Here is a 14,840-nt window from a genome sequence, read left to right on the forward strand (position 1 = left end):
TAGTAATGACGCTTAAAATATTTGGGGTAAAAAAGAAGGGGCGCGACTAAAATAAAAAACTTCTGAACATGTCAGGAGTTACCTGTGGGCGCTACTGGACTTGAACCAGTGACCCTCTGCTTGTAAGTTGTCCAATCAGAATTTTAGTAGTGTATGTCGTGATTCGTTGCAATGCGTTGATATGTTTTGCAATGAAAAGATAAACAAATTTCAGAAACTAAACCAATATCAGGGAAGGTCGTTGCTTTACGTTGCTATGAATGGTATTGAGTATGATCCGGCGGACAAAAAAGAGGTCAAAGAATGGATGATAATATTATCGATGTCAGACGACATAAATTTAAAAAAATAAAGGGTCAATTTGTTAAAGTACCCCACGTACTATTGAAATGGTGGTCGCCGTGGATGGAGAGGCAGTGTAAGGGGTCAAGCATGGCCTATATCCAAATGTTCACATTTATAAACAGGGATAGAAATAATCCTTTCTTTGGGTATGCTTATCCAACGCATAAGGAACTGAAGAGAAGAATGGCTATAAAAAGCGACAAGAAGATATGGCAGATAATGAAGTTTTTGGTCAGCATCCATTTTCTTGATAGGAAAAAAAGTGGGAGAAAATACTATTACAGGGTAAATGAAGTACCTGAGCCCACGAAGGAGGTTTTAGAATTACATGACGAGCTTAAAAGACTACGGGTGGCGGAAAGAGAGCAACAGTTCGAAAGAGTGAAAGCTATACGGGAAGCAATGCCAATTGATGAGGACTTTCTTTATGGGAAAACAAAATGAGGCGCTGAGACTTTCCATAAAGAACAAGCCGGGATAGATCATTTTCCGAAATACATTTCCATTATTTTTAATACCTTTCCCTTTGTGAATGATTTGTTTTCTTTTTCCCCAAAAATTGATTTCCTGGTCTTATACCCATTGTTTTCCTGAATTTATACAAAATATATAAAAGGGATTATATAAAAGAAATAAAAAAAGAAAAAAATGTGAGGGGGGTCTAATATCCCCATTATCTAAAATAAAAACGTATATGATGCGTTATGCGAAATAGAAAGGCACCCACACCTTTAATTTGTATATGCGGGGAGTTTCGGGCAAACAACATTTACAAAGCGGTGGCAGTTCACCGTTAGTAACTTTTTCTTGACAGAATTCATCATCTGTGCTATGTGATAAGAGGTTATGGGAAAAGTTAAGCTGACTAAAAAAATGTACAAGTGTGCGGCCTTACTAAAACCGGGTACGACCAATACCTTGATTTTAAAGAGCCAATGGGGTTGCAATTTCTGGACGGCACAATCCCGCTTGAAAAGATTGAAGAGTCTGAAAGTCATTGAAACAGAAATAGCACACGACCCCGTGACCGGCAGATTTTCCGGGATCGATATTATAAGAATCAATCCCTTCACCGAAAGAGGAGCTGACACAGAGGATGATTGAGCATTTGGAAATGGAGCTGGCGTCGATAAACCGATCCATTCGGCACCTTGCCGAGGTATTAGATGACAGGTCGCGGTTTGCCAAGAATGAGTGGGTAAGGAATCAAATGCGGATCATTACAATGGACATAAAAGAATTGATGGGCGTCAGGCATGACCTGTTGAAGCAAATTAAAAATGCGAAGGTGGAAGGAGGATGAGCAAGTTTTAGTAACAGGTAATAATCTGCTATAAGCAGAAGACATAACGATAGATTCAAAGGCGGAGTAGCACCCGCCGAATCAATCGGAGCAATCGGTCGCAGAAATAGACCACGCATATCAGGTGGTCTTGACTTTGATTTCGGGCGACCGATTGCTCAAGGAAAAGACCGTGCTACCCTGTATGCGTGGTCTTTTTATTTCGGAAAGGGAATATTGAAGCAAAGATAATTGAAGGAGCTCGGGTCATGAAAACAAGTGTAAAGTTAATCATCATGGTGATTTCAATGTTTATTGCAGTTGCTTTACTTACGAACTTTTCTCTGTCACTTAGTCTAGGGCTTTGGAGCCCGGCGGAATATGAAAAGTGTTTTGGCGGATGTGTTGATTCGATACAGAAGTATTTGCTGGAATTAGGTCTGACTAAAAAAGAAGTAATGGAAGTGACACGGGATTGTGCCATTAGGGAAAAATGCTCGAACATTTGTCAGGGGGCCTTAGAGTTGAAACAGTTGAGAAAAGAGGGTCATGGTGTTGAAAAAATAATAGAGTAAACTCCAATGTGGATCATGTAGTGGTTTTATTATTAAAAGAGGTATTTCGACAATGAAAAATCAATCCAGCAACGACCAAATTAATAAGTCAGGAATTTTTATTATAAGAATTATTCAATGGATTCTTGTGATATTTTGTTTATTTTTGGGTATTGGTTTTATTGCCGATGGACTGATAATATCAACGATCGTCACGTTCGCTTTATTACTATTTATTTTGCCTGCGATCGAAAGATTTTATAAAGCAAAACTGCCGTTCTTGCAACCATTCTATCGAAGATTTATAATTGGGGTTATTATTTTTATTGCTGGGTTAGGAATAGAGGCTAAAACAACAGGTTATGAGGCTGTCAAGCTTACGCTTGATAAAGAACCTGCTGAAATTATTTTTATGCCTGAGTATGTTTTTTCGGGTCAAGTCGGCGGCAATGAAACGCGATTAACTATGAATGGAAAAAAAATAGAAAGTTCCAATGGCAAATTCAGAATAACTGTCCCCTTAATAAAGGGCGAGAATAAATTTTATTTTATTTTAGAAGGTTATAGCCGCAACAACAGAAAGGGCATTGAGAAGATTGAAAAGTCATATAAAATAAAATATCTTACAACAGATGAATATTTTGAGAGCATTTATAATGCGGCTGAAAAGAGTTTTAGAAATAAGGAATATAATGAAGCGTTGAAAATTCTTACGAAAATTTCACAAAATTCAAAATACAATGAATCAGGTATTAAATTAAGAAAAATGATAGAGAAAGAAATTGAAAAAAATGAAAGTGTATCAAATGCAAAAATAATTCATGATGATAAGGTATGTGATGAAGTTGACTTGTATAAATCAATCAAGACCCTGAAGGATGCGTCAGGCCATGAGATGGGACATTCATGGGTTGAGAGACGCCTAAGCATCAATGAATGCAATAATAAAGAGATTATGTTTAGGGTGTTGGAAAAATATTATCGGGAAAAAATCGGTAAAGAGTATGGGAAACAACTAATATTTTTCTACACAACAAGATTTGCTAAGGCATGGAATTCAAATCAATTTTGTTGGATCGGGAGTATTCGGAGAATACCTGTTGGCAACGAGAAAATTCAATTGATATTCCAAACTGATTACGATGCCCAAACGAAAATGTACAATAACCAGCATGATAAATTTGTCGATGCTGATTAAAAAATTTACAAAAATATTTGCCGGTTTTAAGGAGTTTTAGTATATTTACTACATAACATTTCTTATGTAGTAAATAATAATGGGCAAAAAAGACGACAAAATTCCGGTAATTAGAGCGGCTGACATTCGGGTACAAAAGAAATCCCCGTTTAGAAATAAGGCCCTGAGCAAAAATTCTATTATCACTTACAGCGCTGCTGTAAAGGGGTTTGATAAGTTTGTAAAAGATATTCACGCCGATTATAACGTCGTCACAATCGATCAGTGGTTGAAGAAGTATCGGAACCCCAACACTTATAACCTGAAATTACAGGCCCTCAAAGAGTATATATTAAAGCAATATGAAGATGAACCACCGGAAGTTAAAATGAAGCTGGTGGAGGCCCTTGAATCAATAAAAAGACGGAAGCCACAAAAGGCAGTTATGGAAGATGACTATCTTTCCATTGAGAAGGTCGAGGAACTGGCGAGCCTTGCAAAGCCGCTAACTGCCTGTTTCATCCTGGCGTTGTTTTGGACCGGGTGCAGGGTATCTGAGCTAACCAATATCAAAATAATCGATTGTAGGGCAAATGGGAAGGTCTCAATAAGGATCAGACAGGGGAAGGGGAACAAAGAGCGCGAAGTTTATATGCCAAGAACCGTTTATGATCGCATCAGGGAAGAGTTTCAAGGAAAGGAATACCTCTTTGAAACCAGGGCAGGAACTCCTTATCACAGGCGAAATGTATCAAAAACAATCGCAAAAGAAGCGCGGGAAAAGATGGAGCTTGATATTTCTGCTCATACCCTGAGACATTCAAAGGCCATGTATTTAAAAAATGTGAGGGGTCTGTCAGCCGATCAGATCGCAAAAGCATTGGGGCATAGTAGCCCATTGACGACATTGCAGCATTATTTTCATGGCACACCGACGGCGGAGGAACAGGGTATTGAGTAGTAAAATTTCGTATATATGGGGAAGAAAGGTAACAGGTATGACATCCCTGAGCGGGTATGAAAATGGCATAAGGAGAATTAAGAAAGGTATAAGCTTTTCAATGAAAAATGAGTGAAAAAGCACAGTCTTTTAGGAGGCAAGAAAAATCAATTCTGAGCACTCTTGAATAGCCTTTGAATTTTAGGAAAGCCGAGACAGACCAAGCAGTATCGACGAAGTAGAACTCTCACTTTCCAATTTATCTTATTGTGAGGTAAGTTGTGAAAACTATTTCGTCGTGCAGTGACCTACCAGTTAATTCTCAAAAGAACAATTACTTACTTGTAGAGTCGGAACAGAAACCGGAAAAGATTTTTGTCACCTCAAGACAATTATCTGAAATGATCGGTATGCCGGTTTATACGATTCGCCAGAAAGCGCGGGAAGGTGTTTTCCCGGTGTATGGGGTGACAGAGAAAGGTTATTTATTTAAGGTTGCCGAGATTGTAAAAATCATCGAGGGTACTAAAATTAAGTTGAAATCAGGGGGCAACGTTGTGAAGATGCAAGAGCAACGTTGCAATGACCTTCCCGGTGGCAAGGGAGGTCAATAATGCCTTTTCTAGAACATAAGAATCAAAATCGGACTCATGGTAGAACGCGGTATCGTTTTTATTTGCAGCATAATAATAAAAAGTACCGTAATACGGTTGTAGTTTATCGGACAACCGTTGAAAGGGTTTACCATGAGTGGGTAAGGTCAATCATGGACGGCACGATTGTCAATCGTGACCGGAAGCTCTTTGAAATAATCGATTTATATTTGGCTTATATTGCAGAACGGAAGCCAGAGAAATATTTTAAATTGCATCGGAAAGAATTAACGCTTTTTGGACAATTCTTTCGGGACATTCATGAGGATGTAAAGGTCATTGAAATTAAACGTGCCCATATTAAAGATTTCAAAGAATGGCGCAGAAAGCATTCGCTTGTTCTTCACAAGAGGGAAATATCAGTCCGTGCGGTAAACGAATCAGTCAGCGTCCTGTCTGTCTTTTTCAACTGGTGCATTGATCGAGAGTATTACACCCGGTCGAATCCCGCCTCGCGGTGCAAAGATTCGGAAGATAATTTTAGGCTTGTCATTCTGAACCCGGCTCAGATTGCTGAGCTGCTCAGCAAGGCAAAGGACTGTAAAGATGGTTGGCTGTATACAGGGGTCGTGCTCGCTCTTTTTGCCGGGTTAAGAAAGAAAGAAGTTTTAGAGCTGCAATGGGGGGATATAGACCCGTATCAAGGTGTCATTAATCTCCGTGCAGTGGCGACAAAGAGCAAGAAGCAAAGGACGATTCCGCTCCCTGGGTTTCTTGAAAATCATCTATCAGGGATCGAGAGGGAAGGTGAGTGGGTTCTCATGGATCACGGCACAAGGGTCAGGGCGGATCGATTCTGGTACAAGTGGGAACGGTTTCGGGATTCCCTGTCATTCGCAACCCTTCCCAATGGGTTGACATTGACGTTTCATGACCTCAGGCACGTGTATGCCCAATCGCTCAGGGACGCAGGGGTCAACCTAGGAGACATCCAAGCCTATATGGGGCATTCGTCAGTCGAATTGACTATCAGGAGGTACGCACAGCGCGGTGGAGAAGATGGGAGGGCAAAGGTAGACAGATTGACCGAAGTCTATCATGTACACTAGGGGCTGAGCGGACAAAAAAGTGGACAACCAAAGGTATGAGAGGCTTTTTAGTGATGGGTCTGAAACTGTAACCCCTGAATTTATCAAGGGTTATCTGTGGGCGCTACTGGACTTGAACCAGTGACCCTCTGCTTGTAAGGCAGAAGTTTTCTCTCGTAACCCCTGAAAAAATCAAGGGTTACGATTTTCTTGTGACATTCTTGTGACGCGATTTAGAAAAGCAGGAGGTAAATTGTCAATTTACCTTGGGCTCAATGATATTGACGATACGGTTTACCTTGGAAACCCCGTCGAATCCACCTGCCTGTGCATATCGCATGTGTGTCACTACTGGCGAACTGTGTCCGAGAAAGTGCTGTACGTCATCCAGACTGACTCCCGAGTCACGCATAAGCCCTGCATAAATGTGTCGTAAGTCATGCACGGTTAAGCGATCAACTGTTAAATTGTCCTTGAAAGACAAGGTTTCTCGAAACTCTTTGAAATGTCTCTTTAGCGTAGAGTCTGAGATAGTAATCACTTTTTCGGATGTATGTTCGAGTTTGATAAGATAATCGAACAGCAGATCAGGCATAGGGATAGATCGCATTTTTTTCGATTTTGAATTTTCGGCACGAATTTCAATGTGCCTGGTCTCAAAATCAATATCATCCCATTTTAATCGCATCATTTCTCTTTTCCGTAAGCCTGTAAAAACACCAAGCATTACGACAGTATGAAGACCCCCGAATTGTACAGACTTTTTAAGGAGTTCGACAATCTGCGCTCCATTAAGTCTGACATGGCGAAAATTTTGTTCATTTTTTCTCAATTGAGTGCAGGGGCTTACTTTATTGTAATACTCATGCCGTATGCACCACGAAAAAAACGAACTCAAAATGTTCAGGTCTTTATTCAGTGTAGATCGAGAGACTTTTCCATTTCGCCCTTCTTGCTCAGCCCGCCATGCGAGATAGCGTTCGATATGGCATCGCTTGATTTCGATCAGATATTCGTTTTGAAAGAACTTTTTAAGCCTGTTGGCAAAAAAGACAACTTCGGTCTTGTACTGTTTGTTAGACTTATGTACCCGGACAAATTCTTGCAGGTAACGTTCGAACAATTCGAATAGTAAATTGTCTCCGCCACTACTTCCCGCCTGGCACATTTCGACCCATTCAGCGAATTTGCGGGGTGCTTCAATGCTTCGACAAACAACTCGTTCCCGAAAACGTTGACCATTGTAACTTGCATCGAAGTAGTATTTTGTTTTACCAGCAGGTACTCCTTTTTGGTTATGATCTTTATAGTAAGGCATAATCTCATTTCCTCCTTGGCGAGATTACACCATCAGCACCTATATTATAATAGGTATAGTGTTTATCGTCAATCAATTTTACCACTCTCTTTAATACAGTTAATTACTTCTTCTTTATCAAAGAGGAATGTGTTATTTACCTTATAGGCAGGTATTAATTTCCGTCTCGCCATTTTTCTGATAGTGTAGGGTGGTATTGATATTATTTCAGATAATTCATTTGTTTTAATTAATTGTTTTTTATCCATTACTGTACCTCATTTTATGTATTCTAAAGAATTTTTAATATTATTCTCCTGCATCTTCTTCTATTTTTGTTGGACCTTTATTGGATTCGCCAATAATGATGTTATACTCTCTGCATTTTTTATCAATTAAGTCATTAATTGCTTTTTCAATAAGCATCGGAAATGTTAGGGAGTATTTTGTTGTTTCCTGTTCTTTCTGTAATATTTTCGTTAGTGTAAGATAATTATCCATAATTGGACGTAAAACTGATTCTATAAAGCTACCAACACTCACTTTTTCAAATCCAGCAATCTTCAAAATAGTTTTTTTCCAAAATGGATTTAAACGAAATGTTAATAAGTCAGTTTTTTTCTGATTATCAGCGTCTTTGTTTATAACTTTTTTCTCTTTCATATAAACTCCTTATAAAAAAATCCTTGACGATGTATAACTAATGTATTACATTTGTAAACATAAGTTATACAATAAAAAATGTCAACAAAAAAACAGTGAAACTAATGCCATGATTCTAAATTATTATTTTAGGTTTCATAACACTTATCAGAATAATAACATTTTTGGATTCAATTTATTTGAATATACAAAAAATATAGCTGAATTGCCTAAAACAACTGATGAAGACTTTCAGTATGTTGATTTATTGATAAATAAAGAAAATTTTAAAATTCCAGGTGTTGTTATTACTAATCATAGGGGTACAGAAATCATACATGGTTATATTCCAGATAATGATTTTAAGAATTACGGACATGGTTGTATCCTTGATTCCAAGGATGCTGTAATAATAGTATTCGAAGAAAATTATTTGGAGTTGTATATAAGTAATAATAATAGACCGTATGAATTACAACTTTATCAATTACTTGTCAACGGTGATCTTGATAATGAGATTATAAAGTTAAAAAATAATAATATAATTACTATTACATCTTAATAAGATGGAAATAGTAACACTTTTTGCGACGAGGACTATCGAATGTACGATTTAATCAAAATAAGAATGTATACTAAAGAACCAGTATATAAAAGACTACCTAACATTATAACAGAATCAGATCCGTATGGTAGGATATCATATAAAACAAATATCAATCATTTGAGTTTCAGGCAAAATGACAACGAGATTTCTATAAATGGTAGTTTCCCCAAGTATTACTATAATACTAATGCTTGTGTATTAAACAGAGTAGATACAAAATTTATGATAGAACAATTGAGTGATTATTTATCAGTTAATATTGGTAAAGCAAATGTATGTCAGATTGAAATAACTAATAACTTAATTATGAAATATTCTATCGGCTTATATTTGGATTCCCTGGGCAGTTTGAGGTATTTTAAATGCATGAATATGGAAAATGAAACAAAGTATTATATCAATTCATTGCAAAAAGTTACTTTCTATGATAAAACTAAAGAACTAAAAAACAAACGTAAAATAGTACCAGAGATTTATTACGGAAGAAATGTATTGCGATATGAAATGCGAATAAAAAAGCGAATGAGCAATTATTTTAATATGAATGAGATAAAGATGGAAGATTTGTATTCATTTGAATTTTACAGTAAAGCGTTAAGTGCATGGCAAAGTACATATTTTGATATTGAAAAGGTAAAGAAGGTAAAACCAAATAATAAATACTTAACAAACGCAAAGAACTTAGAGATTTATTTGGCCGCTGAAGGTTTAAAAGCATTAGGATATAATGAAGTGCAATCTATAATTATGTTACATAAGATAGAAACTTCGAAATCAAACCATCACAGATTGATGAAAAAATTGAAATCTATTGCTGAAACACCATTTTGTACTGAAACAAAGGACGTGATTCAGGAGTTAGATAAAAAAATTAAATATTGTGCTGAGTCTTACATATAATTTAATATCATACAATTAGGAGGATGAAGAGATGATGGAAAAAAAATATTATGCGGTAGCAAAAGGGCGGAAACCAGGAATCTATAAAAAATGGTATGATGCCAAGTTGCAAGTTGATGGATATTCCGGTGCAATTTATAAGGGCTTTCCCAAATATGACTTAGCAAGGGAATGGATTAATAGATATAGAGGCAGCAATAAAAAAGTTATACAACCAGGTGTAATGTCAGTTGAGAACATTGAAGAAGTTACGACTTCCGTTGATGGTAAAATTATCATATATGCTGATGGCTCATGTAAGAATAATCCAGGACCTGGAGGTTATGGAATTATCCAGATTGCAAATGGAGAAGAGAAAGAGATTACAGGTGGTTATCGATATACTACTAACAATAGAATGGAATTGATGGCAGTTATTGTTGCTCTTGAAAATATTGATAATAAAGATTTTCCAGTAATAATATATACTGATTCCCAATATGTAGTAAATAGTATAAACAAAGGGTGGGCTAAAAAATGGAAAGCAAATAATTGGATAAAAAAAGATGGAAATCCTGCTTTAAATCGTGATCTTTGGGAAAAACTACTATTGATACTAAATAATCTCGATGTTTCATTTTATTGGATAATGGGGCATGCAGGTAATCCGATAAATGAAAAATGTGATAAATTAGCCATGATGGCTGCAAGAAAGAGTGAACTACTTGAAGATGTAGGTTATGTAGGATGATCGATAATCTTGAATTATGGACCACAATGCAATTGATATGTCATTATTTGTCATACATCAATTATTATATTTTTTCTAATTCAATAAAAAATCAGAATTCGATGCAGAAAATACGAATGTGAAATAGAATGATAGAATTAATCTAAAAAATATATAAATATTACTGAAGGTATTGACGATTTCATTTTAAATGATTATTATATATTGTTAACGCCGATTTGATCACAGCTTGCAGGCGTTCAAAAATATTGCTAAAGCGTGAGGCAAAACATGATACAAACAATCCTCTCCAACCATCTTCAAAGTTTTACCACATAATAACCTTTTTCTTGGTGTGTTCTTTTTGTTTATACATATCAAAGAGTAGAAATTGATTAAGTATCAGTTCTCATTCTTTGCGTCATAACATTAAGACACCTATCGCTTTAAATTGATAAATCCGGCAATAACCGGAACAGGCGAGCTATGCAGTAAAAGGAGCATCATTCAAGATGAGCATATTGAATGGCAAAGTAATATTATTTCATAATGAACGTCATGTGATCGTAATAAAGCATTCACTCAATAGTTTTGAAGAAAAAGTGCTTAATATTGAGATGGCAGATATTGATAAAGCCCTTCGTGAAGGCATCGATATCATTCTCGATGTCTTTAAAGATTCCAAGGGACACTTTATCATTATTTCCAAATCAAAGAAATTCGGCATTCAACTCGATTGGCGGAGAGACACATTCAACACCGAAGATAGGCGCAATCATGGTTATACCGCAACAACGCTTGATTCCGAAACGCAGAAGGAAGTGTATCGCCATGATACAAAGATATTCGTTGAAGACTTTGAAAAGCATGGAATCGCACAGTGGTTTGAAACCACTGACATAGATAAGATGATCGAGCAAACGGGATACTACGCAATCGAGATAAGCGAATGCCCTGGCTATAAGCGCTACATCAAGGAAGGAAAATTGTACGCAAACTTTGAGATCATTGAAGTGGAATAGGAGATTAGATATGAAAAGAACTATATCGCTATATAATCCTCAATCCTATCAACAGCAAGTCTCTAAAAAATATCGTGGGTCATATACAAAGCGTATGTACAACGAACACCAACAATATTGCGAAGATAAGTACATTGTTCCCGAATATTCTGAATCAGTCATATTCAGGCAATTCAATGAAGATTCGTTATCACGAATATGGCAACATGGACAAAAGGGATTTATCCTTGTATCGGCATTTCGGGGAGAGAATTCATTGGAAGAAAATTTAAAACGCCATGATAAACTGAAGGATATTGTTCAAAAAAGATTAGGAGGCTTTTCAGTGCTGGATGGCGTATGGATAGAAAACAGGGGAAAACCAGATGAAAAGCGTGTGTCTGAACTTTCATTGTTCATACCATATAATCAAAAAATGTCACCCGATGAATTTGTTGATTTCGCGGAAGAATTAAGAACCAAATTCGAACCCAATCAAGATGCTGTTGTTGTGCGTGATCCATCGAAGGAATTCTCTCATTTGATGATAATAAAAAAAGATGGAAGTGTTGAAATCCAAAAGGGAATATTTCTGCCTGATCAAGTCGCAGAGGCGTATTCACGATTCAAAACAGGCAATCATGCGGGAAGAACATTTGTGTTTGAGGGATTTGAAGTTCCTGGAAGCATGTTTTCGTACTATTTCATGAGAACACAAGGACATATTATTTTATAGGAAGGAAAACTGTACGCAAACTTTGAGATCATTGAAGTGGAATAATGGAGAACACCATGAAAGAATTTAAAGATTATATTGAAAAAGCACAAAACGAATCCAATGAAGAACAACCCTATCTTGAAAGTGGTCGTGCGCGTATGCTTCAGGTATTGAACGGAGTTGCGCCTAAAATATTCACCTTGGGTATCATAACCGCAGAGAATCCAATGGGAATGGCATTATCAAAAGAGGAAAATGAAAATCGAAATGAAGAATTATATAGTATGTTGCGTAGCGGATTCTTTGGAGTTAAACAGCATAAAGGAATGTATGGAAATCTCGAAAATCCATTCATGATATATAATATAACATTTGGTATATTGATTAAATACGCCAAAGAATACCATCAGGAGCAATTCATCTTTGGAGAAAAGCATTATAATAAAGAAAATCTGCCATATATGAAATTCTCTTTATATGAACAAGGACATCATATGGCAAACGGAAAGAAAATCGGAGATAACAAATTTAAAGTTATTTCAGAACGATATTTTTACAGGGATGAAAAAAACGCCAAAGACTATTATTCCGAATACAAAGGAAAGAAATTTGTTATACCGTTTTACGATAGTGATAATGGCTTCATACACGCTAAACGAATACATGGAAAATTTGGAAGATTATCATATGCTGAAGATGAATTGGATAACGAATTTCAAAAATATTGCGCGGAGGAAATTAATTATCTAATAGAAGATTCACTAAGAACTGTTGGATATACCTCATATAGCAAACGGGGGCAGATCAAAAATAAACTGGATGCTTTCCTGAAATTGTTAGATGAGAGATAGTTGAAGTGGAGTAGGAGGAGAAAATGAAAACCAAAAAACAAAAAGAAGTATTAAATCGCATCTATAAACGATGGGAAAAAGTTGCAGAGAATCCTCCCAACTCTGATGGCGATGTATATTTTATTGTGGAGAGTGATTTCGGACTTCATGGCGGAAGAGTTCTTCCAAACGGAAAACAATATTGGACAAATAAAGAATATCAACGGAAGAAATAATAATAGGATAACTATTATAGCCAGTATGGAGTTTGTAAATTAAACGAATCGAAAATAGTCAATATTTTTTGAAGAAGACTACTGAGATAAACAATATGTCATCAAAAAAAGCAAATCATCTACAGCAAGAAATTAGAAATATATTTCATGATGTAAAGTTTAATAAAGGCCAGATAGTTTTTAAAGAATCATCAATAAAATCAGAGGAGCAATTAGTGTTGTCTAAGGAAATTAACCGGCAAATAGCTTGTTATCTTATGCATGGTTATGAAGGCGGATATGCCAATTACATGTCCAAGGAAAGAATCAAAATGCTTATTAGAAATTATATTGATGTTAGAAGTAGAATAAAATGAATATGTTTAAAAAATATTCAGAAAAAGATGAATTTAAATAGGAGGAAATATCATGTCGAGATTTAAAAAGTATTTTAAAAAAACACAAATCGATATGAGAAACAATACAATTCAATTGGGATCACCCGAATATCTTCAAACTCATACCACGAAGCGTATTCTCAATGAAGAATGGGCATTCAATACCACAATGTCGAGAATGATGAGTTATGTTAATGAAAATGGATTATGTTTACTATCGGCGTTTCGTAATGACAAAGACAAAAATCAAAATATGAAACGTCATGTTATGATGAAGGAGCAATTCAGAAGGAAAAACGTGAAAGTTGTTGAAGTGGACGGAGTGTTTATTGAAAACAAAGGACAAGCCTCTGAAAAACACGTAGAGGAATTGTTTCTCGCTGCACCATTCTTCCCTGAAAATTGGAGCGATGAATATTCCGAAGAGGATAAAAACATTGCCGGAAGACTCATTTCAAATATATCCTTCGCGTCAACAAAAGACATGACTCCATTTGATAAATTCGTAAATTTCTGCATGAAGATAGGAGGCATTTTCAATCAAGACGCTGTTATTATCGCAAAACCTGGAGATGGCGTGTATCTGCAATATCGCACAGGAAATATTGAAAAAATCGGAACACACGCGACACCCGATAAGATAGGCGAGGCATACACGAGGCTGCGATATGGGATCGATTCAGGACGTACTTTTATCTTCGAGGGAACAAGATCGCCTCATAATCATATTGATGCTTACCGTTTGCAAGCCGAAGGGATATTGTTTTGAGATAAATATGAAGGAAAATAAATTCATGTCAAGATTTAAAGAATATTTAAGAAAATTAGGATTCATAGAATATAATGAATCTTCATTATCAAGAATATTAGTTCACAAAATATTCGAACACGATACCGGAACAATTACGGCATACAGAAACGAATATACTCATAAAGAAAATCAGCAACGAACTAAATCGCTGAAATTGAAATTATTGTCACTCAATTACCAGATCACCAGTGTTAAAGGATCATTTATTGAAAACTACAATAAACCTGGAGCAAAGGAAGTAGGCGAACATGTATTTTTTGTATGCGATTGGAAGAATAATAAACAACTCGAAAAACAACTTGTTGAATTAGGCGAGGAGTTTGAACAGGATTCCGTTTTGTATATACCGAAAGGAGGAAAAACATCTTTCCTTATTGGGACTAAAGAAGATGTTTTTCCTGGCTATCATGTGAAAAATGAATATCCCATAATAAAACTCGGCAAAGAAAATGAAATTATGACGCGAGTTAAAGGCAGACCATTCTTTTTTACGGAAGAGATAATCGGGGAATATGTTTGTGCCAACAACACATCACGTGGCTATCATAGTGTTGAGGCACGAAAGCATTGGAGCAAACTCGAAATTAGATAAGGAAAAAATTAAAATAACAAAACAAAAAAATATAATAGGAGTGAGTCATGAACATTAATCGGACAAAATATATTGAAGACTAAAAATATCGTATCGAAATTAATACAGCGAATTTAATACGTTGCGAACCGCAGTTTGCAA

At 36.1% G+C, this 14,840-nt stretch carries 20 protein-coding genes and 1 tRNA gene; 17 read left to right on the forward strand and 4 right to left on the reverse strand.

Annotated elements, in window-relative coordinates; all coding sequences use genetic code 11:
* The first annotated feature begins 303 nt into the window (after positions 1-303).
* The 7 genes from KA369_05615 (at position 304) to KA369_05645 (ending at position 6,000) form a co-directional block, all read left to right on the forward strand.
* Positions 304-789, forward strand: coding sequence for a hypothetical protein (locus KA369_05615; GenBank protein MBP7735434.1), 486 nt, complete (start codon positions 304-306; stop codon positions 787-789).
* Between the two features lie 402 nt (positions 790-1,191).
* Entirely contained in the window at positions 1,192-1,449 is a 258-nt protein-coding gene (locus KA369_05620; protein ID MBP7735435.1) for a hypothetical protein, read from the forward strand.
* 447 nt (positions 1,450-1,896) lie between these two features.
* The gene (locus KA369_05625; protein ID MBP7735436.1) at positions 1,897-2,202 is read left to right on the forward strand and encodes a hypothetical protein; all 306 of its coding nucleotides are present in this window, start codon (positions 1,897-1,899) and stop codon (positions 2,200-2,202) included.
* Positions 2,203-2,254: 52 nt separating this feature from the next.
* On the forward strand, positions 2,255-3,379 hold the full coding sequence (locus KA369_05630; GenBank protein MBP7735437.1) for a hypothetical protein: 1,125 nt from the start codon (positions 2,255-2,257) through the stop codon (positions 3,377-3,379).
* Positions 3,380-3,458: 79 nt separating this feature from the next.
* Positions 3,459-4,319, forward strand: a complete 861-nt coding sequence (locus KA369_05635) for a tyrosine-type recombinase/integrase (protein ID MBP7735438.1) — start codon at positions 3,459-3,461, stop codon at positions 4,317-4,319.
* 260 nt (positions 4,320-4,579) lie between these two features.
* Positions 4,580-4,912 carry a hypothetical protein gene (locus tag KA369_05640; protein ID MBP7735439.1) on the forward strand — a complete coding sequence of 111 codons (333 nt, stop codon included), beginning with the start codon at positions 4,580-4,582 and terminating at the stop codon, positions 4,910-4,912.
* 152 nt (positions 4,913-5,064) lie between these two features.
* Positions 5,065-6,000, forward strand: coding sequence for a site-specific integrase (locus KA369_05645; protein MBP7735440.1), 936 nt, complete (start codon positions 5,065-5,067; stop codon positions 5,998-6,000).
* 97 nt (positions 6,001-6,097) lie between these two features.
* Here the strand turns inward: KA369_05645 and KA369_05650 are convergent.
* The 4 genes from KA369_05650 to KA369_05665 all read right to left on the reverse strand — a co-directional run bounded on the left by KA369_05650 (position 6,098) and on the right by KA369_05665 (position 7,939).
* Positions 6,098-6,171, reverse strand: a tRNA-Val gene (locus tag KA369_05650).
* 64 nt (positions 6,172-6,235) lie between these two features.
* Positions 6,236-7,297, reverse strand: coding sequence for a site-specific integrase (locus KA369_05655; GenBank protein ID MBP7735441.1), 1,062 nt, complete (start codon positions 7,295-7,297; stop codon positions 6,236-6,238).
* Positions 7,298-7,365: 68 nt separating this feature from the next.
* Complete coding sequence (locus KA369_05660; GenBank protein MBP7735442.1) at positions 7,366-7,545, reverse strand: helix-turn-helix domain-containing protein; 180 nt, start codon at positions 7,543-7,545, stop codon at positions 7,366-7,368.
* Positions 7,546-7,585: 40 nt separating this feature from the next.
* The gene (locus KA369_05665; protein ID MBP7735443.1) at positions 7,586-7,939 is read right to left on the reverse strand and encodes a hypothetical protein; all 354 of its coding nucleotides are present in this window, start codon (positions 7,937-7,939) and stop codon (positions 7,586-7,588) included.
* A 109-nt stretch (positions 7,940-8,048) separates the two neighbouring features.
* Here KA369_05665 and KA369_05670 point away from each other — a divergent pair, with 109 nt between their 5' ends.
* The 10 genes from KA369_05670 to KA369_05715 all read left to right on the forward strand — a co-directional run bounded on the left by KA369_05670 (position 8,049) and on the right by KA369_05715 (position 14,699).
* Positions 8,049-8,480, forward strand: a complete 432-nt coding sequence (locus tag KA369_05670; GenBank protein MBP7735444.1) for a hypothetical protein — start codon at positions 8,049-8,051, stop codon at positions 8,478-8,480.
* A gap of 42 nt (positions 8,481-8,522) precedes the next feature.
* A complete protein-coding gene (locus KA369_05675; GenBank protein ID MBP7735445.1) occupies positions 8,523-9,425 on the forward strand; it encodes a hypothetical protein in 903 nt (300 codons plus the stop codon).
* A 34-nt stretch (positions 9,426-9,459) separates the two neighbouring features.
* Positions 9,460-10,155, forward strand: a complete 696-nt coding sequence (gene rnhA / locus KA369_05680; GenBank protein MBP7735446.1) for a ribonuclease HI — start codon at positions 9,460-9,462, stop codon at positions 10,153-10,155.
* Between the two features lie 491 nt (positions 10,156-10,646).
* Positions 10,647-11,156: a hypothetical protein gene (locus KA369_05685; GenBank protein MBP7735447.1), complete on the forward strand. Its 510-nt coding sequence runs from the start codon at positions 10,647-10,649 to the stop codon at positions 11,154-11,156.
* A gap of 10 nt (positions 11,157-11,166) precedes the next feature.
* Complete coding sequence (locus tag KA369_05690; GenBank protein ID MBP7735448.1) at positions 11,167-11,871, forward strand: hypothetical protein; 705 nt, start codon at positions 11,167-11,169, stop codon at positions 11,869-11,871.
* A gap of 56 nt (positions 11,872-11,927) precedes the next feature.
* Complete coding sequence (locus KA369_05695; protein ID MBP7735449.1) at positions 11,928-12,704, forward strand: DUF3293 domain-containing protein; 777 nt, start codon at positions 11,928-11,930, stop codon at positions 12,702-12,704.
* A gap of 23 nt (positions 12,705-12,727) precedes the next feature.
* The gene (locus tag KA369_05700; protein MBP7735450.1) at positions 12,728-12,919 is read left to right on the forward strand and encodes a hypothetical protein; all 192 of its coding nucleotides are present in this window, start codon (positions 12,728-12,730) and stop codon (positions 12,917-12,919) included.
* Positions 12,920-13,014: 95 nt separating this feature from the next.
* On the forward strand, positions 13,015-13,275 hold the full coding sequence (locus tag KA369_05705) for a hypothetical protein (protein ID MBP7735451.1): 261 nt from the start codon (positions 13,015-13,017) through the stop codon (positions 13,273-13,275).
* A 52-nt stretch (positions 13,276-13,327) separates the two neighbouring features.
* Complete coding sequence (locus KA369_05710; protein ID MBP7735452.1) at positions 13,328-14,065, forward strand: hypothetical protein; 738 nt, start codon at positions 13,328-13,330, stop codon at positions 14,063-14,065.
* A gap of 7 nt (positions 14,066-14,072) precedes the next feature.
* Positions 14,073-14,699 (forward strand): hypothetical protein, encoded by a 627-nt coding sequence (locus tag KA369_05715; protein MBP7735453.1) that lies wholly within the window; start codon positions 14,073-14,075, stop codon positions 14,697-14,699.
* Positions 14,700-14,840 lie beyond the last annotated feature (141 nt).

This window comes from Spirochaetota bacterium, assembly GCA_017999915.1.
Classification (GTDB): domain Bacteria; phylum Spirochaetota; class UBA4802; order UBA4802; family UBA5550; genus RBG-16-49-21.

Bases quoted from the DNA above. Each gene is read 5' to 3' on its own strand.
- KA369_05615 (MBP7735434.1), top strand. From the start codon at position 304: ATGGATGATAATATTATCGATGTCAGACGACATAAATTTAAAAAAATA.
- KA369_05620 (MBP7735435.1), top strand. From the start codon at position 1,192: ATGGGAAAAGTTAAGCTGACTAAAAAAATGTACAAGTGTGCGGCCTTA.
- KA369_05625 (MBP7735436.1), top strand. From the start codon at position 1,897: ATGAAAACAAGTGTAAAGTTAATCATCATGGTGATTTCAATGTTTATT.
- KA369_05630 (MBP7735437.1), top strand. From the start codon at position 2,255: ATGAAAAATCAATCCAGCAACGACCAAATTAATAAGTCAGGAATTTTT.
- KA369_05635 (MBP7735438.1), top strand. From the start codon at position 3,459: ATGGGCAAAAAAGACGACAAAATTCCGGTAATTAGAGCGGCTGACATT.
- KA369_05645 (MBP7735440.1), top strand. From the start codon at position 5,065: ATGGACGGCACGATTGTCAATCGTGACCGGAAGCTCTTTGAAATAATC.
- KA369_05655 (MBP7735441.1), bottom strand. From the start codon at position 7,297: ATGCCTTACTATAAAGATCATAACCAAAAAGGAGTACCTGCTGGTAAA.
- KA369_05660 (MBP7735442.1), bottom strand. From the start codon at position 7,545: ATGGATAAAAAACAATTAATTAAAACAAATGAATTATCTGAAATAATA.
- KA369_05665 (MBP7735443.1), bottom strand. From the start codon at position 7,939: ATGAAAGAGAAAAAAGTTATAAACAAAGACGCTGATAATCAGAAAAAA.
- KA369_05670 (MBP7735444.1), top strand. From the start codon at position 8,049: ATGATTCTAAATTATTATTTTAGGTTTCATAACACTTATCAGAATAAT.
- KA369_05675 (MBP7735445.1), top strand. From the start codon at position 8,523: ATGTACGATTTAATCAAAATAAGAATGTATACTAAAGAACCAGTATAT.
- rnhA (MBP7735446.1), top strand. From the start codon at position 9,460: ATGGAAAAAAAATATTATGCGGTAGCAAAAGGGCGGAAACCAGGAATC.
- KA369_05685 (MBP7735447.1), top strand. From the start codon at position 10,647: ATGAGCATATTGAATGGCAAAGTAATATTATTTCATAATGAACGTCAT.
- KA369_05690 (MBP7735448.1), top strand. From the start codon at position 11,167: ATGAAAAGAACTATATCGCTATATAATCCTCAATCCTATCAACAGCAA.
- KA369_05695 (MBP7735449.1), top strand. From the start codon at position 11,928: ATGAAAGAATTTAAAGATTATATTGAAAAAGCACAAAACGAATCCAAT.
- KA369_05700 (MBP7735450.1), top strand. From the start codon at position 12,728: ATGAAAACCAAAAAACAAAAAGAAGTATTAAATCGCATCTATAAACGA.
- KA369_05705 (MBP7735451.1), top strand. From the start codon at position 13,015: ATGTCATCAAAAAAAGCAAATCATCTACAGCAAGAAATTAGAAATATA.
- KA369_05710 (MBP7735452.1), top strand. From the start codon at position 13,328: ATGTCGAGATTTAAAAAGTATTTTAAAAAAACACAAATCGATATGAGA.
- KA369_05715 (MBP7735453.1), top strand. From the start codon at position 14,073: ATGAAGGAAAATAAATTCATGTCAAGATTTAAAGAATATTTAAGAAAA.